Genomic DNA, 18,710 nt, shown 5'->3' with positions numbered 1-18,710 from the left:
AAAATTAAATAAGAATAAAAATGCATATATTTAAAAATTTTACAATTTAGTCAGATAAAGATTTAAGGAGGGGGTTGAACAGAGCCACAGATACTTTTAGTGAAGCCTAAAAGGGAACAGTGACGAGAAATTTTTCTCACTATGATCATATTTTGAATCATGGACTATCATTACAAAATATTTTCTTGGCATGGAGGAGCTGATAAAAAGAGAGACATAACCACATCAGCTAAAGGGCGGAACTATATTTTAAGTCAGCCCAAACCCCTATATTTTAGTCACTAATCAAAATTTTAGCAGTAGCTGTCGCATGTGCTGTGGTGTAAGAACGCATTGGCGCATCAGTGAAGCTATTATTTGCGGCTGTAATAATCTGACGCTGGGTACTATAACGTGAAGCGGGAAGGATAGAAGTCTCAATGTTATTGGACTGCGCAATAATTTTGGGATTGCTTGATGAATCATCCTGAATTGAGTTTGCACTCAAATTGACACCATTGGAATATAAATTACTATAACGACTGCTGACACGTCGTACATAATCTTGAGTTTCTTTAAAAGGAGGAATACCGCCATATTTGGCTACATTACCTTCACCTGCATTATAGCCTGCCAACACCAAAGAAGTATTGCCATTGAAACGTTTCATTAGCCAAGCCAAATATTTTGCACCTGCCATAATATTTTGATGCGGATCATAGGCGTTGGAAACGTTAAAGCGTCGTGCTGTAGCTGGCATAAGTTGCATTAAACCTTGAGCACCTACAGGCGATCGTGCATTGACATTAAAACCAGATTCGGTGTGCATGACCGCTTTAATCAGACCTTCAGAAATACCATGTTGCGATGCTGCTTGTTTAATAATAGGATCGAATGCATTTTTATTGCGGCTATAACTGGGTAAAACCGCAGCTTCAGAACTGCCCCAATTGCTATAACTGTGGATATTACTGTCTGGATAATAAGTTTTTTTTTCAACTTTTAGATGGCTATAACGACTTTGTTTATTGGTCAGCAGTGTTGTACCATTTGATTCTTTCAATTGATAAATGGTTTGCCCAGCATAACTGTTTACAGTGACAGAATTAACGGTCACACACCCCAAAATATAAAGACCAAAGCTTATAAAATTATTTTTCATTTTTAGAAGGTAGAAAAATCTACTTAAACAGTTCAATCGCAGTTTAACAAAAAACCATCAGATAAAAAGTATTTTCAAAATTATTTCTCTTGAACTTTGTAAAAAAGCAAGGGCTAATCGCTGAGAGAATAATCAAAAAAAAATTTAATTTATTTTTAATCGAGATTGCTTGACTAAGATAAGCTATTGATTATTAATTGAAAATAAATTGATTAAAAAATGATCAATTTAAATAGAAGCCTTAAACAACCAGTCAGAGAACCTGTCAAGCCTTCTGAAATCCACAAAGTTATCCACAGGTTTTGTGGACAACTGTGGAAAAGTACAAACAGTAAGCGTTGAGCTTAAAAATTGAACTCAACAGGTCAAAATAACATGAGTTTAATGACATCAAAATGACAGGGACATTCAATTTTTATTAATTGCATTCTTTTGATGCGAGAGAGAGCCGAATCGGATAAAATTATGCGGTATTTTTATTTATGGTTTATCTCGTCTATGTACTCGCCAGTTGAGTCTGCCCAAGGATTTAATTTCAAACCAGAATTGCCAACAAGTTCGGCATATTATCGTTTGTTGAAAAAGCTCCGCCGTCAAGTGGGTCACGCCATTCGTGATTTTAAAATGCTTGAGGAAGGTGACAAAGTGATGGTGTGTGTGTCTGGAGGGAAAGACAGTTATACCTTGCTTGATATTATGTTGCAGTTTAAGCGAATTGCACCGATTAATTTTGATGTGGTTGCGGTTAATCTTGATCAGAAACAACCCGGTTTCCCTGAAGATATTTTGCCGCGCTATTTAGAAGAAAATAATATTCCGTATTATATTCTGGAAAAAGATACTTATACGATCACCAAAAAATTAACCCCTGAAGGTAAAACCTATTGTGCGGTGTGCTCGCGTTTACGTCGTGGCTCACTGTATGGGTTTGCACAAGAAATTGGTGCAACCAAAGTGGCTTTGGGTCATCATCGCGATGATATTATGGCCACCTTCTTTTTAAACCTGTTCCATGGTGGCAGTTTAAAAGCGATGCCACCGAAACTGTTGTCATCTGACAAGAAAAATATTTTGATTCGTCCACTGGCTTATGTGGAAGAGAAAGACATTATTAAGTACGCTGAAATGCGCCAATTCCCGATTATTCCTTGTAATCTGTGTGGGTCGCAGGAAAATCTTCAGCGCGCGATGATTAACAATATGTTGCGTGAGTGGGATGAACAATATCCAAAGCGTTTGCACAGTATTTTTGGTGCGATGCAAAATGTTTCACCTTCACAATTGGCAGATCGTGAATTATTTGATTTTGAAGCTTTAGATGAACAACGCGAAATTGATTTCACAGGCAATGATGCAACTGAAGATGATGCACTGAACAAACGTATCAATATGGTTAATTTAGGTTTTGCAGTGGAATAATGTAATACTAGGCATCAGTTTTAGGACTGATGTCTAGATCATGTAATTGATTTATAATATAAATGTATAAGAATTATATAAATTGAACGTTTCGTTCAAAAAACTTTAAGCATAAAATAGTTTTACGTGCTATAACAGGCTTCAAGCGAAATAGCTTCACTTAAATGTGGTCTGGATAGGCCACACAAATGAACTAATAAATTGAGGAAACATCATGCCTGCCTTTTTAACTGATGATTGGTTTTCAACTGTAGAAACTTTAACAGCACAAGCAGGTAATTTGAATTTACCACCTGCACTTGCGAATTTAGCCATTAATTTGGTGGTTGCAGACTCAAATGGCAATACAGATTTGTCTTTGGACAGCGGCACAATTAAAAAAGGTCTATCTTCAAATGCGAAAACAACATTGAATATGGATGGCGAAACGCTACGTAAAGTATTCCTAGAATTTGACATGGCAGCAGCTATGCAAGCATTCATGACAGGAAAAATTAAAGTTCAAGGTGATATGTCTCAGTTAATGGCTTTGCAAACGGCTAAACCAAGCCAAGAACAGAAAGATTTATTCAAAAAAGTCCTTGAGCAAACGTCTTAAGATTTTATGAATAAAAAAAGCTGAGTCATCTCGATGACTCAGCTTTTTTTATCACTTGATTCTATTAAATATTGACCAGTTGTGGCGTGGTTTTAATATGTTCCAAATATGAGCGAATACGCGTTACATATTGAACAGCTTGACGATAACGACCATTGCTGGCTTTGTTACGGTCTAAATAAGCGTAGAAATTTACCCAGTTATTCGGATTTTTACCTTGAGCCTTAATTCGTTTTTGAATTTGGTTCACGGCACCTGGCCCCATATTGTAAGCCACCAGCGCATACCAATTACGGTCAGGAAAAGGAATATGCTGATAACGGCTCAACATTAAATCGTAATATTTTGCACCGCCTTGAATACTCTGCACAGGATCATTTCGATTACTGACACCCATTGCTTTAGCCGTATTGTTGGTCAGCATCATTAAACCACGAACGCCAGTAGGAGAAATGGAATTCGGTTTTAAATAGGATTCCTGATAACCAATAGCCGCCAATAGATGCCAATCTAAATCATACTTTTCAGCAGTTTTTTGAAAACTCGCCTTGTAAATAGGCATGCGCTGATTGAGATCACGTTGAATCGTATTCCAAGATTCTTCCTTAACCACATTCTGATTATAGAATGAAGCCAGTTGGCGAATCGCACCTGAGTTCTTACCCTGACAGATAAAACCACTTGCCGTTTGGGTCAGTGGATCATCTGCATGTTTAAATACCCAATTCAAATTGGTATTTAAGCCATTTGTTTGCAAACTACTAATATCCCCACAAGTGGCTGAAAATGAAGTCAACTTGTTTTGTTCAATAGTTCCTACGTTGGCCGTGGTCATGGCAAAGTTTGCCTTACCTTGTGAAACCCATTTCAGTGCTGTGGCATTGTCAGCAACCGTTTTAAAGACTAATTTAACATTTAAACTATTGGCATAATTACGAGCTAAATCATAACCAAAACCGTGCAAATGTGAGCCATCTTTAAAGACTGTAGTTGAGTTTTCAACAGAAACAACGGTTAATTGTTTGTCGCTTACGACTGAATCATATTGAGATGATTTACTGGCATTGATACTGTGAAAAGGAACTAAAAGTGTACCAAATGCAAGAATTTTTAAAGAGAGAGAGAAAGTTAAAGAGTTAAGGCCAAGCCTCACTCCAGAAATTGAACTACTGTGCATGTTGTCTCCGCTACAAGTAATTTATGCCCTAAAAAGTAAAGACAAACATGCCTCAGACTTTTTTCAAGTTTGATAAATTCAATAAGGGTTGGGCAGTCATGACGTCATTCAAAAATGACATGGGATGAAGAAAAATAATGTAGAATTTCTACAAAGGTTAAAAAGTGATCAATTTAAAAAACATGCGCGCATAATAAAGCCGAAAAAAAGACTTGTCAAATTTTGTACGAATTTTTTTAATAAAATGTAACATAACTCATTAATATATCTTGAAAAATAATTTTATACTCTTTAGTTGTGTGTAAATAGTGAATAAAATAGCGCATTATTAACCACAAATTGTAAATCAATAGTCAGAATTATCATGAAATCTAACTTAATTACCCGCACTGGACATGATAAATTAGTCGCTGAATTACAGCAGTTATGGCATCAGGAACGACCGGAGATTACCCAAAAAGTAAATTGGGCGGCAAGTCTTGGCGATCGTAGTGAAAATGCTGATTATAAATACAATAAACAAATACTTAGAAAAATAGATCGTCGCGTTCGTTATTTAGGAAAGCGGTTAGAAGAGCTTAAAATTATCGACTTCTCTCCTGAGCAAACAGGAAAGGTTTATTTTGGTGCTTGGGTAGACATTGAAAATGAGCAAGGTGAGCTAAAAACCTTAAGAGTTGTGGGAGTCGATGAAATTTATGACCATCATCCCCAAAATATTTCAATTGATTCTCCCATGGCACGTGCTTTATTGGGCAAACAAGTCAATGAAGAGATTGAAGTAGTAACACCTTTGGGTAAAAAAATATGGTACATCAATAGTATTCGTTATGAAATGCGCGAAAATATCACCCCTTAAAATATTTTGATTCTATTTTGATCGGTTGATGAGGGAAAAGTATAAAAGTAATTGCCAAAATTGAATTTTATTTATATGATAGCCGCCATTGGAAGCGTGGCAGAGCGGTTTAATGCACCGGTCTTGAAAACCGACGAGGGTTTACCCCCTCCGTGAGTTCGAATCTCACCGCTTCCGCCAAATTTTGAATTAAGCTCTTGTATTTGCAAGGGCTTTTTTCTTGCCTATGGTTTTACCCCATAACCTAATCCACATAAAATTTTGGATGTAAAAATTAAAACAGGATGCTTGAGGAAGGAGTAGGAAATGAGTACAAAAAATTTAAATAATTTTAAACTCAATTCAAGTGTTAAAGAAAATCAGGTAATCGTAAAAGGATTTAAGAACCCAAACCCCATTGTAATTTGAAGTCAGATATTGGAGGGAACATATATCGACTTTCTAATCAAATTATTGTTGATGGCCAGATCATTAGATTAGCTGTAGATAACTGCTTTACTTATCCCAAGAATAAAAAATATCTTCAATTTAAAATGGAAGTTATTTTAAACCATCTTCGGATGGTTTTTTAGGCATAATCTATCAAGGCCAATGGATGGCTATCATTTACATAGATATTAGCTTATTCCATATTAGATTCTGAGAATAGGCGAAAGCATAATCTTCTTAACCATTGGTTACTTGGATTGTTGTGCACACGTGAGTGCCAATGCTGTTTAACACTGTATTGGGGAAAGTTATAAGGTAAATCTAGAATATTTAGTTTTCCTCTAGATAACAGTAATTGACTTAAATAACTTGGAATTGTTGCAATAGCATCAGACTCTTGTACAACCAGACCTACGCCTAAATAACTCGGTAAACGGAGTAAGATATTACGGTTCACCCCGAGTTTTTGTAATTCATGTTCGACGACGTAATGACCACCTGTTGCTAAAATATCAACATGTAATTCATTTCGATATTGCTCATCAGTAATAAAATGGTCTGTTAACCTTGGATGATGTTCACTGGCGACCACCACATAATGTTGTTTAAATAACGTCTGTTGATAGAATCCCGCCTCTAGTTGAGGAATAAACCCGATGGATAAATCAATATGACCCGACGCCATCATGGATTGAGTATTGATATCAATCGGTATGATATTCAAACGAAGAGAAGGGGCATTTTCACGGAAGTAATTAATGAGTTTTGGCAATAAGACCAAGTGACTAATATCGGTCATACTAATATTGAATTCGTAGTTTGATGTTTTTGGATCAAACTCTAAGTTGAATTCATTAATACTTTTTAATTGATTTAAAATATTACTTACAGACTGATAGATATTTTTAGATAAATCAGTAGGCTGCATTTTATTTCCAATACGGACGAACATTGGGTCCTGAAAATGGTCACGCAATTTATTCAGTGCACTACTGACTGTGGGTTGTCCAATTCCTAAATGTTCTGATGCTTTTGACACACTTTGATGTTGATAGATTGCATAAAAAACCTTGAGTAGCCGCGTGTCGATATCCATATTTTAGTTACTTTTTCTGTATTGATTTTATCAATACAGGTTATTGAATTTTCGCTATGGATTCAATATTTTTTGATTGTTAAATTTCCTATCAAGAAAATAATGAAACGACACTGGAATGTGTTGTGAATAAATTCAGAGGATAGGAAATGGAACAACTTGCTCGATTAGAAGATTTACCCCCACGTTATTTAGCCGATTTAAATCAACGTAATTTAGTGCCTTTGTGGCCAAGTCTTCGAGATGTTTTACCCCCACTAAAACCGATTCCAAAGACGCAAGCATTGGTGTGGAAGTTTAATGAAATTAAACCCTTATTAATCGAAGCTGGTGAGTTAACCCCGATTGAAAAAGCTGAACGTCGTGTCTTGGTGCTCGCCAATCCGGGACATGGTTTAGAAAATATGCGTGCAACATCCGTTATTTATTTAGGTATGCAACTACTTTTAGCCAAAGAGTGGGCACCGGCACATCGCCATACACCAAATGCTGTGCGTTTGATCGTTGAAGGTGAAAAAGCGTATACCACTGTTGAAGGTCAAAAATGTGAAATGTCGCATGGAGACCTTATTTTAACACCGTCAGGTTTATGGCATGAACATGGCCATGATGGTGATGAGCCTGTAATTTGGTTAGATGTTCTCGATCTTCCATTGGTGTATTACATGGAAGCTTCTTATGTCGAAGGCGGTGATTGTCAACCCGTACAACGAATTGCAAATAAACCCCGTTATGCGGCAGGTCTTGTACCAAAACATCATCATATTCGTGCCGATCAAGACTATCCAATGTTGCGTTATCCATGGCAAGAAGCCAAGCAGTTACTGATTGATTTAGCACATGAACACACGCAAGCACCTGTACAAATTGCTTATGTGAATCCTGAAACAGGAGAGGATTGTCAAAAAATCATTGGGTATTCGGCACTTATGCTTAGACCAAATGAAACTGTTCAATTGCAACCACGTTCTGCTGCGATGGTATTTCACATCATTGAAGGGCAGGCTCACATTAAAATTGATGAAAAAAATTATGATTTAGAGAAAGCGGATACTGCATGTGCACCGTGTTTTTCTCAAATTGATTTAATCAATACATCATCTGAACCCTGTTTTATTTTTATTGCCGATGAAGCGCCTATTCAGAAAAAATTAGGTCTGTATTCCGTTCGTAATCGTATTTAACACTGTTTTAAAGGATGAAAACATGTCTATTCAAGCACAACCTATTTTAATTGCAGGTGGCGGTATTGGTGGTTTTGCTGCGGCATTGGCTTTAGCAAAACGTGGTTTTAAAGTGCAAGTATTAGAACAAGCACCCGAAATTGGTGAGATTGGGGCAGGGATTCAACTTGGGCCAAATGCGTTTAATGCTTTTGATGCTTTAGGGATTGGTGATCGAGCCCGAGCTCGTGCGGTGTATACCGACTATATGGTGATGCATGATGCTTTGGATGAATATCGTGTCGGTCGGATTGAAACAGGCGATGCGTTTAGAAAACGTTTTGGCAACCCTTATGCCGTGATCCATCGTGCAGATATTCACAGTTCCTTGGTCGAAGGTGCTCAAGAAAACGGTGATATTGAAATTATAACCAACTGCCGTATCACGGAGGTCGCACAGGATGATAATGGTGTCACGGTTACTGATCAAAATGGCCAAACATATGCTGGTCAGGCATTGATTGGTGCGGATGGCGTAAAGTCGATTGTACGCGAAAAGTACGTGGGTGACCTTGCATTAGTGACAGGTCATGTGGTTTATCGTGCCGTGGTGCCTAAAGCAGAATTTCCTGAAGACCTACAATGGAATGCGGCCAGTATTTGGGTTGGGCCAAATTGCCATCTGGTGCATTATCCTTTACGGGGGGGTGAAGAATATAACGTAGTTGTAACTTTCCATAGTCGTGAACAAGAAGAGTGGGGCGTAAAAGATGGCTCTAAAGAAGAAGTGCTGTCTTACTTCCAAAATGTTTGTCCAAAAGCACGGCAACTGATTGAGTTACCAAAATCATGGAAACGCTGGGCGACTGCTGATCGTGATCCGATTGATCAATGGACCTATGGTCGGATGACCTTATTGGGAGACGCGGCACATCCGACGACTCAATATATGGCACAAGGGGCCTGTATGGCGATGGAAGATGCAGTCACTTTAGGGGAAGCACTGCGTATTAGCGACAATAATATTACCCAAGCTTTTGCAATTTATCAGCAAGCACGTGTTTCACGGACAGCCCGTATTGTTTTGTCATCACGCGAGATGGGGAAACTTTATCATGCTCAAGGTGTACAACGTTTAGTACGAAATGATTTATGGCGTGATCGACCAAGTGAGCGTTTTTATGATGCGATGGAATGGCTCTACAATTGGAATGTTGATAACTGCCTAGATGCAGCAAAATACTACACAGGATCAGCAGCATGAAAATGTATGGATTCTTTCGTAGTGGAACATCACATCGCACACGTATTGTGATGAACCTCAAAAAAATTAATTTCGAGTTTGTGCCTATCTCACTCGTAAAAAATCAACATCAGCAGCTCGATTTTAAAAAAATTAATCCGCAGAGTTTTGTTCCTGTTGTAGAAGTCAATGATCGTATTTTGACCCAGAGTCCAGCCATTATTGAATGGCTGGAGGACACTTATCCAGAGCCTCGCTTACTTCCTCAAGAGGCGATACAAGCGGCCAAAGTCCGTGCGATTGCGGCCTTAGTGGGATGTGATATTCACCCCATCAATAACAAGCGTATTTTGGATTATTTACGCAATGTATTAAAGCTGAGTGATGATCAAGTGTTGCAATGGTGTCAACACTGGATTGAAGAGGGATTTACAGCCCTTGAGCAATTATTGCAGCAAGATACTGAACGCGGTGCGTTTTGTGTAGGACATCAACCCAGCATTGCAGATGCTTATGTGATCCCTCAGGTCGACTCTGCCAAGCGTTTTAATGTCAATTTAAGTCAATATCCAATCATTCAATCTATTTATGACGCCTGTATGGCGCTACCAGAGTTTCAAGCAGCAGCGCCAAATAATCAACCTGATGCCGCATAAAAGTACAATATTTTAATGAAAAAGGAAGTGAAGAATGAATTATGTATTTAACCCAATGCCAATTGTAGGCTTACCCATAAAAAACACAGATGCCTTATTTCCTGTTCGTCGTATTTACTGTGTGGGTCGTAACTATGCTGCCCATGCACGTGAAATGGGCTTTGATCCTGATCGTGAACCACCTTTCTTTTTTTGTAAACCGAATGATGCTGAATCGATTGTTTCTGTGCAAGCGGATCAAACGGTGACCATTCCATATCCAGCATTGACATCAAATTATCATTATGAAATCGAGTTGGTGGTTGCGATTGGCAAAGATGCAAAAAATATTTCAGTAGAAGAAGCCGCTGAACATATTTATGGCTATGCCGTAGGTTTAGATATGACCCGACGAGACTTACAAATGGGAATGCGTGAACAAGGCCGTCCATGGGAAATTGGCAAGGCCTTCGATTACTCAGCACCGGTCGGCGTGATTCATCCGATCTCTGAAACGGGTGAATTAAATGCAGCAGATATTCATCTCACCGTGAATGGTGAAACCAAGCAACGCAGTGATGTCACTCACTTGATTTGGAATGTTGCTGAAACAATTGCCAATTTATCAAATTTATTTGAGTTAAAACAAGGAGATTTGATTTTCACAGGCACACCTGAAGGGGTGGGAGCCGTGGTCAAAGGTGATGAAATGCGTGCTGAAGTGGCTGGCTTAACGGGTATTACAGTGAGAGTGGTTTAAGCAAAATCATTATGCCCTTGAGTAGGTTTCTACTGAGGGCATTTGCAATGGATGCATTAATGTCGTGTGATGACACAAAAGGAATATGTTATGTCTCAAAATCAGAAAAATATGGATGTACAAAGTTTCATTGATCAAAACCCATTATCACGTTCACAAAAGTTGATTATGTGGTTGTGTTTTATTATTGTCGCAATTGATGGATTTGATACTGCCGCAGTTGGCTTTATTGCACCCGCTTTAAAAGCTGAATGGGCACTGCAGGCCACTGATTTAGCACCATTATTTGGGGCAGGTTTATTTGGGTTAATGGCGGGTGCACTGATCTTTGGTCCATTGGCAGATAAATTGGGTCGTAAACCAATTCTGATTGGCTCAGTGATTTTATTTGGTTTGGCCAGTTTGATGAGTGCTTATGCACCAGATTTAGAATCTTTAACAATTTGGCGCTTTATTACGGGTCTTGGATTGGGTGGTGCAATGCCAAATGCCATTACCTTAACTGCAGAATATAGCCCAACCAAACGTCGCTCAAGTCTGGTCACATTAATGTTTTGTGGTTTCACGATTGGTTCAGCCTTAGGTGGGATTGCCTCTGCGCAGTTACTTCCACATATTGGTTGGCATGGCATTTTAATGATTGGCGGTATTTTACCGTTATTGACTGTGCCATTTCTAATGCTTTTACTGCCTGAATCTTTACGCTTTATGGTGTTGAAAAATAAAGCACAACACCGTATTCAAGCCATTGTACAACGTATAGCACCCCATTTATCTACGATACCCCATTTAATACCAACGCCTAATGAAACGCAAAATACTGGCATCAAAGCTTTATTTAGCCCTCAATATGCTTTAGGTACGATCCTCATTTGGTGTACGTTTTTCATGAGCTTACTGATCATTTATATGATTTCAAGCTGGATGCCGACGTTATTAACCAATGAAGGATTTAACTTGGTCAATGCATCTTGGTTAACCTCTATTTTCCAAATTGGTGGAACAGTGGGTGCAATTGCAATTGGCATATACATGGATAAAACAGATCCAGCAAAAGTGCTTAGTTTTGTGTATATTTTAGGTGGCATCTTTTTAGTTTGCTTAGGTTTTGGCATTGAACAAGCCAATATGTTGCTGCTGATGTTGGCGATATTTGGGGTTGGCGTAGGCATTAGTGGATCACAAGTTGGGGTAAATGCCTTTACTTCAGGATTTTATCCAACCCATTGCCGTGCAACAGGGGTGAGTTGGGCCAATGCGGTAGGACGATCTGGTTCTGTCGTGGGTTCATTAACAGGTGGATGGTTAATGTCTTTAAACCTGTCTAGTTTCGAAATTATGTCTTTACTGGCTATTCCTGCTTTCTTTGCAGCATTTGCATTATTTATGCTCAAACGAATGAAGGAAAAAACGAATCAGCGTTATGTGGTGATTTAGTCGATTATTCAATTATTCGCAAAGCGTTGGGTTTAAAACCCAACGCTTTAGATATCATTTTACTCTTTAATGTTTATTGATCACTGATTATGTTACACACATCAGCTATTAAATCTTTAGGTTTTTTAAGATAAGGGCTTATCAGATCAAAATGTTGATAACCCCCAAAGGATGAGGTTCAAGCAATCAAACTTCCGTAAATTGACCAAGCTATTTAGCGTTCATGTATTCATCTTTAATATTATTCTGTAATTTTTAAGACAACCTTACCTTTGGCTCGTCCTGTATTTACATATTGAAAAGCATCTTTAATCTCACTCAATTCATAAGTCTTATCAACGATTGGATTTATTTTCCCAGACTCGACTAATTTCGAAATTTTAGATAACTGTTGACCATTCGGCTGCATAAACAAAAATGAGTAGGTGACACCTCTTTTTTTTGCTTTATGACGAATCGACCAGCTTAAAAGCGGGATAATACATTTTAATAACCAGTTGGCATTGATGGCTTCAGCCAAATTTCGGTCAGGTGGTCCAGAAATACTGACAATACGCCCACCACGTTTAAGCACATTTAATGATTTTTCTAAAATACTACCTCCTTGTGTATCCAAGACTACGTCATAGTCTTTAAGTTCCTGCTCAAAATCAGTAGTTTTATAGTCAATGATAATGTCTGCACCCAAGGCTTTAACCCAAGCAATATTTTTACTGCTGGTTGTGGTTGCAACGGTTGCACCTAAATGTTTAGCAAGCTGAATGGCAATCGAGCCTACACCACCTGAACCTGCATGAATCAGTACTTTTTGTCCTGCTTGAACGTTTGCAATTTCAACCAAAGCTTGCCATGCAGTCAATGAAACAAGAGGAAGAGACGCTGCAAGTTCCATAGATATATTGTCAGGTTTAAGTGCAAGTGAGGATTGCTTTACTACAGTATATTCGGCAAAAGCACCATTTAAATCTGTTTTGGCATAGACATTATCACCGACTTTGAATTGAGTTACATTTGCGCCCACTTCAACCACTGTACCTGCAAAATCATTGCCTAAAATAAATGGAAATTGAACAGGTAGAATGGTTTTAAATTCACCCTCTAATACTCTTAAATCAAGTGGATTAATACTGGCTGCATGGACTTTTACGAGGACAGCATGTTCTGTAAGAGCGGATTTGGATTGTTCACCCAGTTGTACGTCATTTATGTTGCCATAGCGTTGAATGTAAGCTGCTTTCATGTAGAACCTCTATTTTTGGATTTTGTTTTTAATGTTTTATCGGTTTAAAACGGGACTAAATTTTCAAGCTACGTTGAATTAATTTATCAAAAATTTTTACTGGCGCAAATTTGCGTAAATTCTTTAAATGTTTTGCTATCTTGCCTGCGGTATAACGCGGCAAAATGTTTCGACTGTTGATGACCGTTAAGATGGTATTGGCGACAACACGGGGTTCATCAGACTGTTGAATTGACTTGATCATTTGCTGGTGCAACTTTTCACGAATTTGTTCATAAATTGTGATTTTGGCATCAGCTTCAAGTAAATTTACTCCCAAAGACGTATTGGTATAAGCAGGTTCTATTAAAGACACTCGAATCCCTTGCGATCTTAATTCATGGTCTATTGACTCTGAATAACCTTCAAGTGCATGTTTTGAAGCGGAATAAAGCGCGCCAAAAGGTGTAGGTAAAAGCCCAAGAATTGAACTGATATTTAAGATTAATCCAGAAGCTTGCTGACGCATAGCAGGAAGTACAGCTCGCGTCATTCGGACAGCACCGAAGAAGTTAGTATCAAAAATTGCCTGAGCCTGTTGCATTGAACTTTCTTCTGCGCCAGCTGGTGCAATAGCAAACCCTGCATTATTAATTAAAACATCAATTCGACCTTCATTTTGAATGACCTTTGCAATGGCTTGAGCGACAGAATCATCTTTATTCACATCTAACTCAATCAAATGGAATTTATATTGAGCAGCATCACTTGTACGTCGACTCGTACCATAAACAATAAATCCTGCTTCGTGTAAAAGCTCTGCTGTGGCTAAACCTATACCTGAAGATGCGCCTGTGATCAGAACGACTTTTGCCGTCATACCGTGTTCCTTATTTTAAAAATGTGGGATGACTGCTTGAACAGTTTCTCCTCGATTTCATCATCATAATCTAAAAATAAAAAAGTTACTACTAAAAAGATAGTTACTATTTTAAAAGACTCCTGTATTGTGAGTATTAATTCGATAGTGAATATTTATTGTTGTAGAAGAGACTGTGTAGACCAACTCAAGATATGAATGATTCCGCAAATGTGAGGGTCTTATTGTTAAGGGAGTGGTTTAGGTATTTAGCTTACTTTAGGAATTAATCATGCGTAATTTATTCAAAAACAGCTTAATTTCAATCGCTTTGGTTGGATCAAGCCCAGTCTATGCCGATGTAAATAAAAACCCAATTCAGAACTCAGGAGCGATTGTCATGGCAGAAAAACAAGATCAATGGACTAATGTTCCAACTCAATTCATTTCAGCCGATGGTATTAACTTCGCTTATCGAGAGTATGGTCAGCACAATGGCGGCACACCGGTGATCTTCTTAAATCATTTGGCTGCTGTACTGGACAATTGGGATCCAAGAATCATTGATGGTATTGCTGCAAAACATCATGTAGTGGTTTTCGACAATCGCGGTGTCGGTGCGTCTACAGGTAAGCCTGCAAAATCAATTGAACAAATGGCAGATGATGCGATTACTTTTATTCAAGCGAAAGGGTTTAAAAAAGTCGATTTATTTGGTTTTTCAATGGGCGGCATGATTTCACAGGAAATCGTTATTAAACAACCAAACTTGATTCGTAAAATGATTTTATCAGGAACTGGACCTGCGGGCGGAACTGGCATCAGTACAGTGGGTCGAGTTTCCAATTGGGATTTAGTCCGTGGTATTGCGACTCGCCAAGATCCTAAAGTTTATTTATTTTTTACTCGTACAGACAATGGTAAAGCTGCTGCAAAAGCATTTGTGCAACGCATAAATGAACGTACTGAAAATCGAGATAAAGAGATCACTATTTCTGCATATCGTGCTCAGCTTAAAGCATTGAAAAAATGGGGAAATAAGAAACCAGCCGATCTTTCTATCATTCAACAGCCTGTATTGGTGGCGAATGGTGATCATGACCGTATGGTTCCAACAGTGAATACCTATGACTTGGCCAAACGCCTCCCAAATAGTGCACTCATCATTTATCCAGATGCAGGGCATGGTGGCATTTTTCAGTTTCATCATGATTTTGTCAAACAATCGCTCACATTTTTAGCTAAATAAAATTAGACCCAACCAAATATTTAAAAATGAGGACAATCAAGATGACCACGATTACACACCTAACCGCTGAAACACAATTTATAGAAATTGATGGAGCAAATTTTGCCTATCGTCGATGGGGTAAGGCAACTACAGAGCAACCTCCTCTATTTTTTCTGCAACATTTCCGTGGTGGTTTAGATAATTGGGATCCGTTAATTACTGATGGACTAGCAGCAGGGCGAGAAGTCATTTTATTCAATGGCCGCGGTGTCGCTTCATCTACAGGTCAGCCACGTACCCGCATTGAAGATATGGCTGATGATGCTGCCGCAGTGATTCGTGCATTGGATTTAACACAAGTCGATCTACTTGGTTTTTCATTGGGAGGATTTCAGGCACAGGATTTAGTGCGTCGTCATCCTGAACTGGTCAGAAAATTAATGCTTTTGGGTACAGGCCCACGAGGTGGAAAACCACGTGGTGATGATCCAGATGTACCAGCTTTGGTCTTGAAACATGCAACCAGTGCTGTGCCTGCTGAAGAGGACTTTCTATTTTTATTTTTTGGTCGATCACCAAAAGCAATTCAAGCAGGTCGTGATTTTTGGCAACGTCGCCATCAACGTCAAGATCAAGATCCAGCAAGTTCTGTTGAGGTAATGCAGGCTCAGATTGAATCCAATATGCACTTTTTACCGAAACTTGATGAACAAGACCCATTTGCACATTTACGTGAGATCAAACAGCCGACTTTTATTCTCAATGGAGTAGATGATGTGATGATTCCGACCATCAATGCCTATCAGATGGCACTGAATATTCCAAATGCACAGCTGTTTATTTATCCAGATGCAGGTCATGGTGCACAGTTTCAGTATCCAGAACGCTTTGTTAAACATGCCATACAGTTTCTAGATGAGTAATTGATCAGAGTTTCCTTCGTTTTTTTATATATTGATGAACTGAGAACTAAAATGATGAAATTTAAACTCTTACTGTGGATGCTGACGAAGCTATTACAACGAGCGGTGAAAAAAGATGCAAAATGTGCTGCATTTGTGAAAGATAAAAATGTCACCTTCCAAATCCAAACGGCAAGTGGTGAAGGACGTTATTTTGAAGTGAAAAATGGCAAGATCAATTCGCATGCAGGACAAACCAAATCTCCCAGTTTTACCTTTACCTTTACCTTTAAAACAGGGAGTAAGGGTTTTGCTGTGCTATCAGCTAAAGATAGTGTCAATACATTTTTAACAGCCCTTAGAACACAGGATCTGGTAATTACTGGAAACTTTGTCGATGTCATGTGGTTTCAAAGTTTAGTGGACTTTATTCAACCTTATTCTCAATCATCTTCAACTGTGTGAGCGAAGCACATGACTCATTTTCAATTAAAAACCAACCTCCTGAATCAGCCTTTAATGTTACCAAATGGTGTTGTGATTCCCAATCGTTTGGCTAAGGCAGCAACCAGTGAAACCTTAGCCACTTATTCCAATAATCCAACTGAAAAGCATATACGTTTATATCAGCGTTGGGCGGCATCAGGAATTGGTATGATTATCACGGGCAACATTATGATTGACCGATGTGCCTTAGGTGAACCACGGAATGTTGTGATTGAAGATGAGCGTGATTTTGCAATTTTACAAAAGTGGGCGAAAAGCGTTACCGAGCAAGGTTCTCAATTGTGGGCGCAACTGAATCATCCGGGAAAACAATCACCAAAAGGGTTAAATGTCCGCAATATTTCTGCATCATCAGTGCCATTTGGGGCTGAAATGCAATCTTTATTTGCGACTCCCGATGAAGCGACTCATGAGGAGATCATAGATATTATCCAGCGCTTTGGTCGTAGTGCACTGATATGTAAAAAAGCTGGATTTAGTGGTGTTGAAATCCATGCTGCACATGGCTATTTGATTAATCAGTTTTTATCGCCATTACATAACTTAAGAAATGATGAGTGGGGTGGCACACCCGAAAAACGTCGTAAATTTCTAATGGACGTTTATGTAGAAATACGAAACAGGTCGGTACAGATTTTCCAATCGCAATTAAACTTAATTCAGCTGATTTTCAAAAAGGTGGCTTTACAGAGGATGACTCTTTAGAAGTCATTAAAGCGTTAGCATCCGCAGGGATTGACCTGATTGAAATATAGGGTGGAACGTATGAGTCTGGTGTAGCTAAGGCACCACAAAAAGCATCAACTGTTGCCCGTGAAGCATTCTTTATTGATTTTGCTGAAAAGGTGAGAGCACAAGTAAAAACGCCTTTGATGGTGACAGGCGGTTTTAGAAGTATTGAAGGAATGAATCAAGCTTTAGATTCAAATGATTTTGATATAGTCGGAATTGCAAGACTTATGGCAATTGATCCTGATGCTCCGAAATATTTGTTAGCTGGAACCAATAGCAAACAAACGGTACAGCCCATAAAAACAGGAATTAAAAAAATAGATCGTCTTGGGATTATGGAAGTGCTGTGGTACACGCAACAACTTAACCGTATTGCTCAAGGTAAAGCACCCAAACCTAAAGAGAGTGGATTATGGGCTTTTATTAAATCTGTTTTAAGGAGTGGTTGGGGAACGTATGCGACGCAACGGACGAGAACAAAATAATGAATCGATTACTTAAATAAACAGCATAAAAAAGCACTCATCTTGAGTGCTTTTTAGTTTTATGGCGTTTGTTGACGAATAGCGCGGGTGCCAATTGCAGCTCCTGTCACTTGATCAATCACGATAGGATTAATTTCAGTACCATTTTCAGCATCAATAAACGTGACCATTTCTTCCGGATGCTCATAAGGTTTGTGTTTGCGTCCCCATGCTCCGATCACAAATAAAACGGGAAGAAAATCTTTGCCTGCTTGAGTGAGTAAATATTCTTCACGTGGCGGATGTTCAGAATATTGTCTTTTTTCCAGTAAATTTTCTTCAACCAATACCGCTAAACGTTTAGTGAGCATGGTGGGAGCAATGCCTAAACTTTTACGAAATTGATCAAAGCGTGTAAAACCTGCATGTGCATCACGTAAAATGAGCATGCTCCATGCATCACCCAAAACGGACAAGCTTCTTGCGATTGGACAGACTTCAAGACTGATATTTTTAGCCATATAAAATGATTAATCTCAATAGTAACTACTATAATAATACTAACACTGTTTGAAATTTTTAACTATCTTGAGTTGAGGCATTCATTCTGAGTCACTGCATTTGTTTGGATTGCTGAGTGAATAATGAATAGTTTAAACAAAGTGAATGGTATTCTATTATGAGATAAAACTGAGTAAAAACCCCCTCAAAATTAAGCCAATAAAACTCAGATTAGAATTGATAAGTTAAATTAATTCAATTGCTTGTTTTTATTTAATTCTGGATATTATGATTTAGAAAAGGATAGGTTTGAAGATGTTTAAACTTCTAAAATTTTT

At 38.4% G+C, this 18,710-nt stretch carries 17 protein-coding genes, 1 tRNA gene and 1 pseudogene; 13 read left to right on the top strand and 6 right to left on the bottom strand.

Annotation, left to right across the window (positions count from 1 at the left end):
- Window positions 1–274: 274 nt before the first annotated feature.
- On the bottom strand, window positions 275–1,141 hold the full coding sequence (locus GA0116959_RS00285) for a lytic transglycosylase domain-containing protein (RefSeq protein ID WP_092717074.1): 867 nt from the start codon (window positions 1,139–1,141) through the stop codon (window positions 275–277).
- 498 nt (window positions 1,142–1,639) lie between these two features.
- On the opposite strand from GA0116959_RS00285, the gene ttcA reads away from it, so the two are divergent.
- Both ttcA and GA0116959_RS00275 read left to right on the top strand, forming a co-directional pair.
- Window positions 1,640–2,560, top strand: a complete 921-nt coding sequence (ttcA, locus tag GA0116959_RS00280) for a tRNA 2-thiocytidine(32) synthetase TtcA (RefSeq protein ID WP_053578415.1) — start codon at window positions 1,640–1,642, stop codon at window positions 2,558–2,560.
- Between the two features lie 214 nt (window positions 2,561–2,774).
- Window positions 2,775–3,158, top strand: coding sequence for an SCP2 sterol-binding domain-containing protein (locus GA0116959_RS00275; protein WP_053578414.1), 384 nt, complete (start codon window positions 2,775–2,777; stop codon window positions 3,156–3,158).
- Between the two features lie 64 nt (window positions 3,159–3,222).
- On the opposite strand, the gene GA0116959_RS00270 is transcribed toward GA0116959_RS00275, so the two are convergent.
- Window positions 3,223–4,335 carry an MltF family protein gene (locus GA0116959_RS00270; RefSeq protein ID WP_092717071.1) on the bottom strand — a complete coding sequence of 371 codons (1,113 nt, stop codon included), beginning with the start codon at window positions 4,333–4,335 and terminating at the stop codon, window positions 3,223–3,225.
- Window positions 4,336–4,699: 364 nt separating this feature from the next.
- On the opposite strand from GA0116959_RS00270, the gene greB reads away from it, so the two are divergent.
- Window positions 4,700–5,194, top strand: coding sequence for a transcription elongation factor GreB (gene greB / locus GA0116959_RS00265; protein WP_092717068.1), 495 nt, complete (start codon window positions 4,700–4,702; stop codon window positions 5,192–5,194).
- A 90-nt stretch (window positions 5,195–5,284) separates the two neighbouring features.
- Window positions 5,285–5,374 (top strand) — tRNA-Ser (locus GA0116959_RS00260).
- A gap of 442 nt (window positions 5,375–5,816) precedes the next feature.
- Here GA0116959_RS00260 and GA0116959_RS00250 read toward each other — a convergent pair.
- Complete coding sequence (locus GA0116959_RS00250; RefSeq protein WP_092717065.1) at window positions 5,817–6,719, bottom strand: LysR family transcriptional regulator; 903 nt, start codon at window positions 6,717–6,719, stop codon at window positions 5,817–5,819.
- 149 nt (window positions 6,720–6,868) lie between these two features.
- Here GA0116959_RS00250 and GA0116959_RS00245 point away from each other — a divergent pair, with 149 nt between their 5' ends.
- The 5 genes from GA0116959_RS00245 to GA0116959_RS00225 all read left to right on the top strand — a co-directional run bounded on the left by GA0116959_RS00245 (window position 6,869) and on the right by GA0116959_RS00225 (window position 11,957).
- Entirely contained in the window at window positions 6,869–7,903 is a 1,035-nt protein-coding gene (locus GA0116959_RS00245) for a cupin domain-containing protein (RefSeq protein ID WP_092717062.1), read from the top strand.
- Between the two features lie 22 nt (window positions 7,904–7,925).
- On the top strand, window positions 7,926–9,146 hold the full coding sequence (locus GA0116959_RS00240; protein ID WP_092717059.1) for a 3-hydroxybenzoate 6-monooxygenase: 1,221 nt from the start codon (window positions 7,926–7,928) through the stop codon (window positions 9,144–9,146).
- Window positions 9,143–9,781 (top strand): maleylacetoacetate isomerase, encoded by a 639-nt coding sequence (maiA, locus tag GA0116959_RS00235; RefSeq protein ID WP_092717056.1) that lies wholly within the window; start codon window positions 9,143–9,145, stop codon window positions 9,779–9,781. Before GA0116959_RS00240 ends, maiA begins: the two co-directional genes overlap by 4 nt.
- Window positions 9,782–9,815: 34 nt before the next feature.
- Window positions 9,816–10,520 carry a fumarylacetoacetate hydrolase family protein gene (locus GA0116959_RS00230; protein ID WP_092717053.1) on the top strand — a complete coding sequence of 235 codons (705 nt, stop codon included), beginning with the start codon at window positions 9,816–9,818 and terminating at the stop codon, window positions 10,518–10,520.
- A gap of 90 nt (window positions 10,521–10,610) precedes the next feature.
- Window positions 10,611–11,957 (top strand): MFS transporter, encoded by a 1,347-nt coding sequence (locus GA0116959_RS00225; RefSeq protein ID WP_092717049.1) that lies wholly within the window; start codon window positions 10,611–10,613, stop codon window positions 11,955–11,957.
- Between the two features lie 241 nt (window positions 11,958–12,198).
- On the opposite strand, the gene GA0116959_RS00220 is transcribed toward GA0116959_RS00225, so the two are convergent.
- Together GA0116959_RS00220 and GA0116959_RS00215 are read right to left on the bottom strand one after the other, a co-directional pair.
- Window positions 12,199–13,197, bottom strand: coding sequence for an NADP-dependent oxidoreductase (locus GA0116959_RS00220; RefSeq protein ID WP_092717046.1), 999 nt, complete (start codon window positions 13,195–13,197; stop codon window positions 12,199–12,201).
- A 55-nt stretch (window positions 13,198–13,252) separates the two neighbouring features.
- Window positions 13,253–14,056, bottom strand: a complete 804-nt coding sequence (locus GA0116959_RS00215; protein ID WP_092717043.1) for an oxidoreductase — start codon at window positions 14,054–14,056, stop codon at window positions 13,253–13,255.
- A 379-nt stretch (window positions 14,057–14,435) separates the two neighbouring features.
- Between GA0116959_RS00215 and GA0116959_RS00210 the strand changes: the two genes are divergently transcribed.
- The 4 genes and pseudogenes from GA0116959_RS00210 to GA0116959_RS00195 all read left to right on the top strand — a co-directional run bounded on the left by GA0116959_RS00210 (window position 14,436) and on the right by GA0116959_RS00195 (window position 17,892).
- Window positions 14,436–15,284 carry an alpha/beta fold hydrolase gene (locus GA0116959_RS00210; protein ID WP_244878546.1) on the top strand — a complete coding sequence of 283 codons (849 nt, stop codon included), beginning with the start codon at window positions 14,436–14,438 and terminating at the stop codon, window positions 15,282–15,284.
- A 41-nt stretch (window positions 15,285–15,325) separates the two neighbouring features.
- On the top strand, window positions 15,326–16,189 hold the full coding sequence (locus GA0116959_RS00205) for an alpha/beta fold hydrolase (RefSeq protein WP_092717037.1): 864 nt from the start codon (window positions 15,326–15,328) through the stop codon (window positions 16,187–16,189).
- A gap of 51 nt (window positions 16,190–16,240) precedes the next feature.
- Entirely contained in the window at window positions 16,241–16,633 is a 393-nt protein-coding gene (locus GA0116959_RS00200; protein WP_092717034.1) for a helicase, read from the top strand.
- Window positions 16,634–16,642: 9 nt separating this feature from the next.
- Window positions 16,643–17,892: pseudogene (locus GA0116959_RS00195) on the top strand (NADH:flavin oxidoreductase/NADH oxidase family protein).
- 59 nt (window positions 17,893–17,951) lie between these two features.
- Here the strand turns inward: GA0116959_RS00195 and GA0116959_RS00190 are convergent.
- Window positions 17,952–18,392: a winged helix-turn-helix transcriptional regulator gene (locus tag GA0116959_RS00190; protein WP_053578404.1), complete on the bottom strand. Its 441-nt coding sequence runs from the start codon at window positions 18,390–18,392 to the stop codon at window positions 17,952–17,954.
- Window positions 18,393–18,710 lie beyond the last annotated feature (318 nt).

Origin of the sequence: Acinetobacter albensis (assembly GCF_900095025.1) — a bacterium.
GTDB lineage: Bacteria > Pseudomonadota > Gammaproteobacteria > Pseudomonadales > Moraxellaceae > Acinetobacter > Acinetobacter albensis.
The sequence above is the reverse complement of the archived record's forward strand: the minus strand, read 5'-3'. Positions and strand labels throughout refer to the sequence as shown.

Bases quoted from the DNA above. Each gene is read 5' to 3' on its own strand.
- GA0116959_RS00200 (WP_092717034.1), top strand. From the start codon at position 16,241: ATGATGAAATTTAAACTCTTACTGTGGATGCTGACGAAGCTATTACAA.
- GA0116959_RS00250 (WP_092717065.1), bottom strand. From the start codon at position 6,719: ATGGATATCGACACGCGGCTACTCAAGGTTTTTTATGCAATCTATCAA.
- GA0116959_RS00190 (WP_053578404.1), bottom strand. From the start codon at position 18,392: ATGGCTAAAAATATCAGTCTTGAAGTCTGTCCAATCGCAAGAAGCTTG.
- GA0116959_RS00245 (WP_092717062.1), top strand. From the start codon at position 6,869: ATGGAACAACTTGCTCGATTAGAAGATTTACCCCCACGTTATTTAGCC.
- GA0116959_RS00205 (WP_092717037.1), top strand. From the start codon at position 15,326: ATGACCACGATTACACACCTAACCGCTGAAACACAATTTATAGAAATT.
- ttcA (WP_053578415.1), top strand. From the start codon at position 1,640: ATGTACTCGCCAGTTGAGTCTGCCCAAGGATTTAATTTCAAACCAGAA.
- maiA (WP_092717056.1), top strand. From the start codon at position 9,143: ATGAAAATGTATGGATTCTTTCGTAGTGGAACATCACATCGCACACGT.
- GA0116959_RS00210 (WP_244878546.1), top strand. From the start codon at position 14,436: ATGGCAGAAAAACAAGATCAATGGACTAATGTTCCAACTCAATTCATT.
- GA0116959_RS00215 (WP_092717043.1), bottom strand. From the start codon at position 14,056: ATGACGGCAAAAGTCGTTCTGATCACAGGCGCATCTTCAGGTATAGGT.
- GA0116959_RS00220 (WP_092717046.1), bottom strand. From the start codon at position 13,197: ATGAAAGCAGCTTACATTCAACGCTATGGCAACATAAATGACGTACAA.
- GA0116959_RS00240 (WP_092717059.1), top strand. From the start codon at position 7,926: ATGTCTATTCAAGCACAACCTATTTTAATTGCAGGTGGCGGTATTGGT.
- GA0116959_RS00225 (WP_092717049.1), top strand. From the start codon at position 10,611: ATGTCTCAAAATCAGAAAAATATGGATGTACAAAGTTTCATTGATCAA.
- greB (WP_092717068.1), top strand. From the start codon at position 4,700: ATGAAATCTAACTTAATTACCCGCACTGGACATGATAAATTAGTCGCT.
- GA0116959_RS00230 (WP_092717053.1), top strand. From the start codon at position 9,816: ATGAATTATGTATTTAACCCAATGCCAATTGTAGGCTTACCCATAAAA.
- GA0116959_RS00285 (WP_092717074.1), bottom strand. From the start codon at position 1,141: ATGAAAAATAATTTTATAAGCTTTGGTCTTTATATTTTGGGGTGTGTG.
- GA0116959_RS00275 (WP_053578414.1), top strand. From the start codon at position 2,775: ATGCCTGCCTTTTTAACTGATGATTGGTTTTCAACTGTAGAAACTTTA.
- GA0116959_RS00270 (WP_092717071.1), bottom strand. From the start codon at position 4,335: ATGCACAGTAGTTCAATTTCTGGAGTGAGGCTTGGCCTTAACTCTTTA.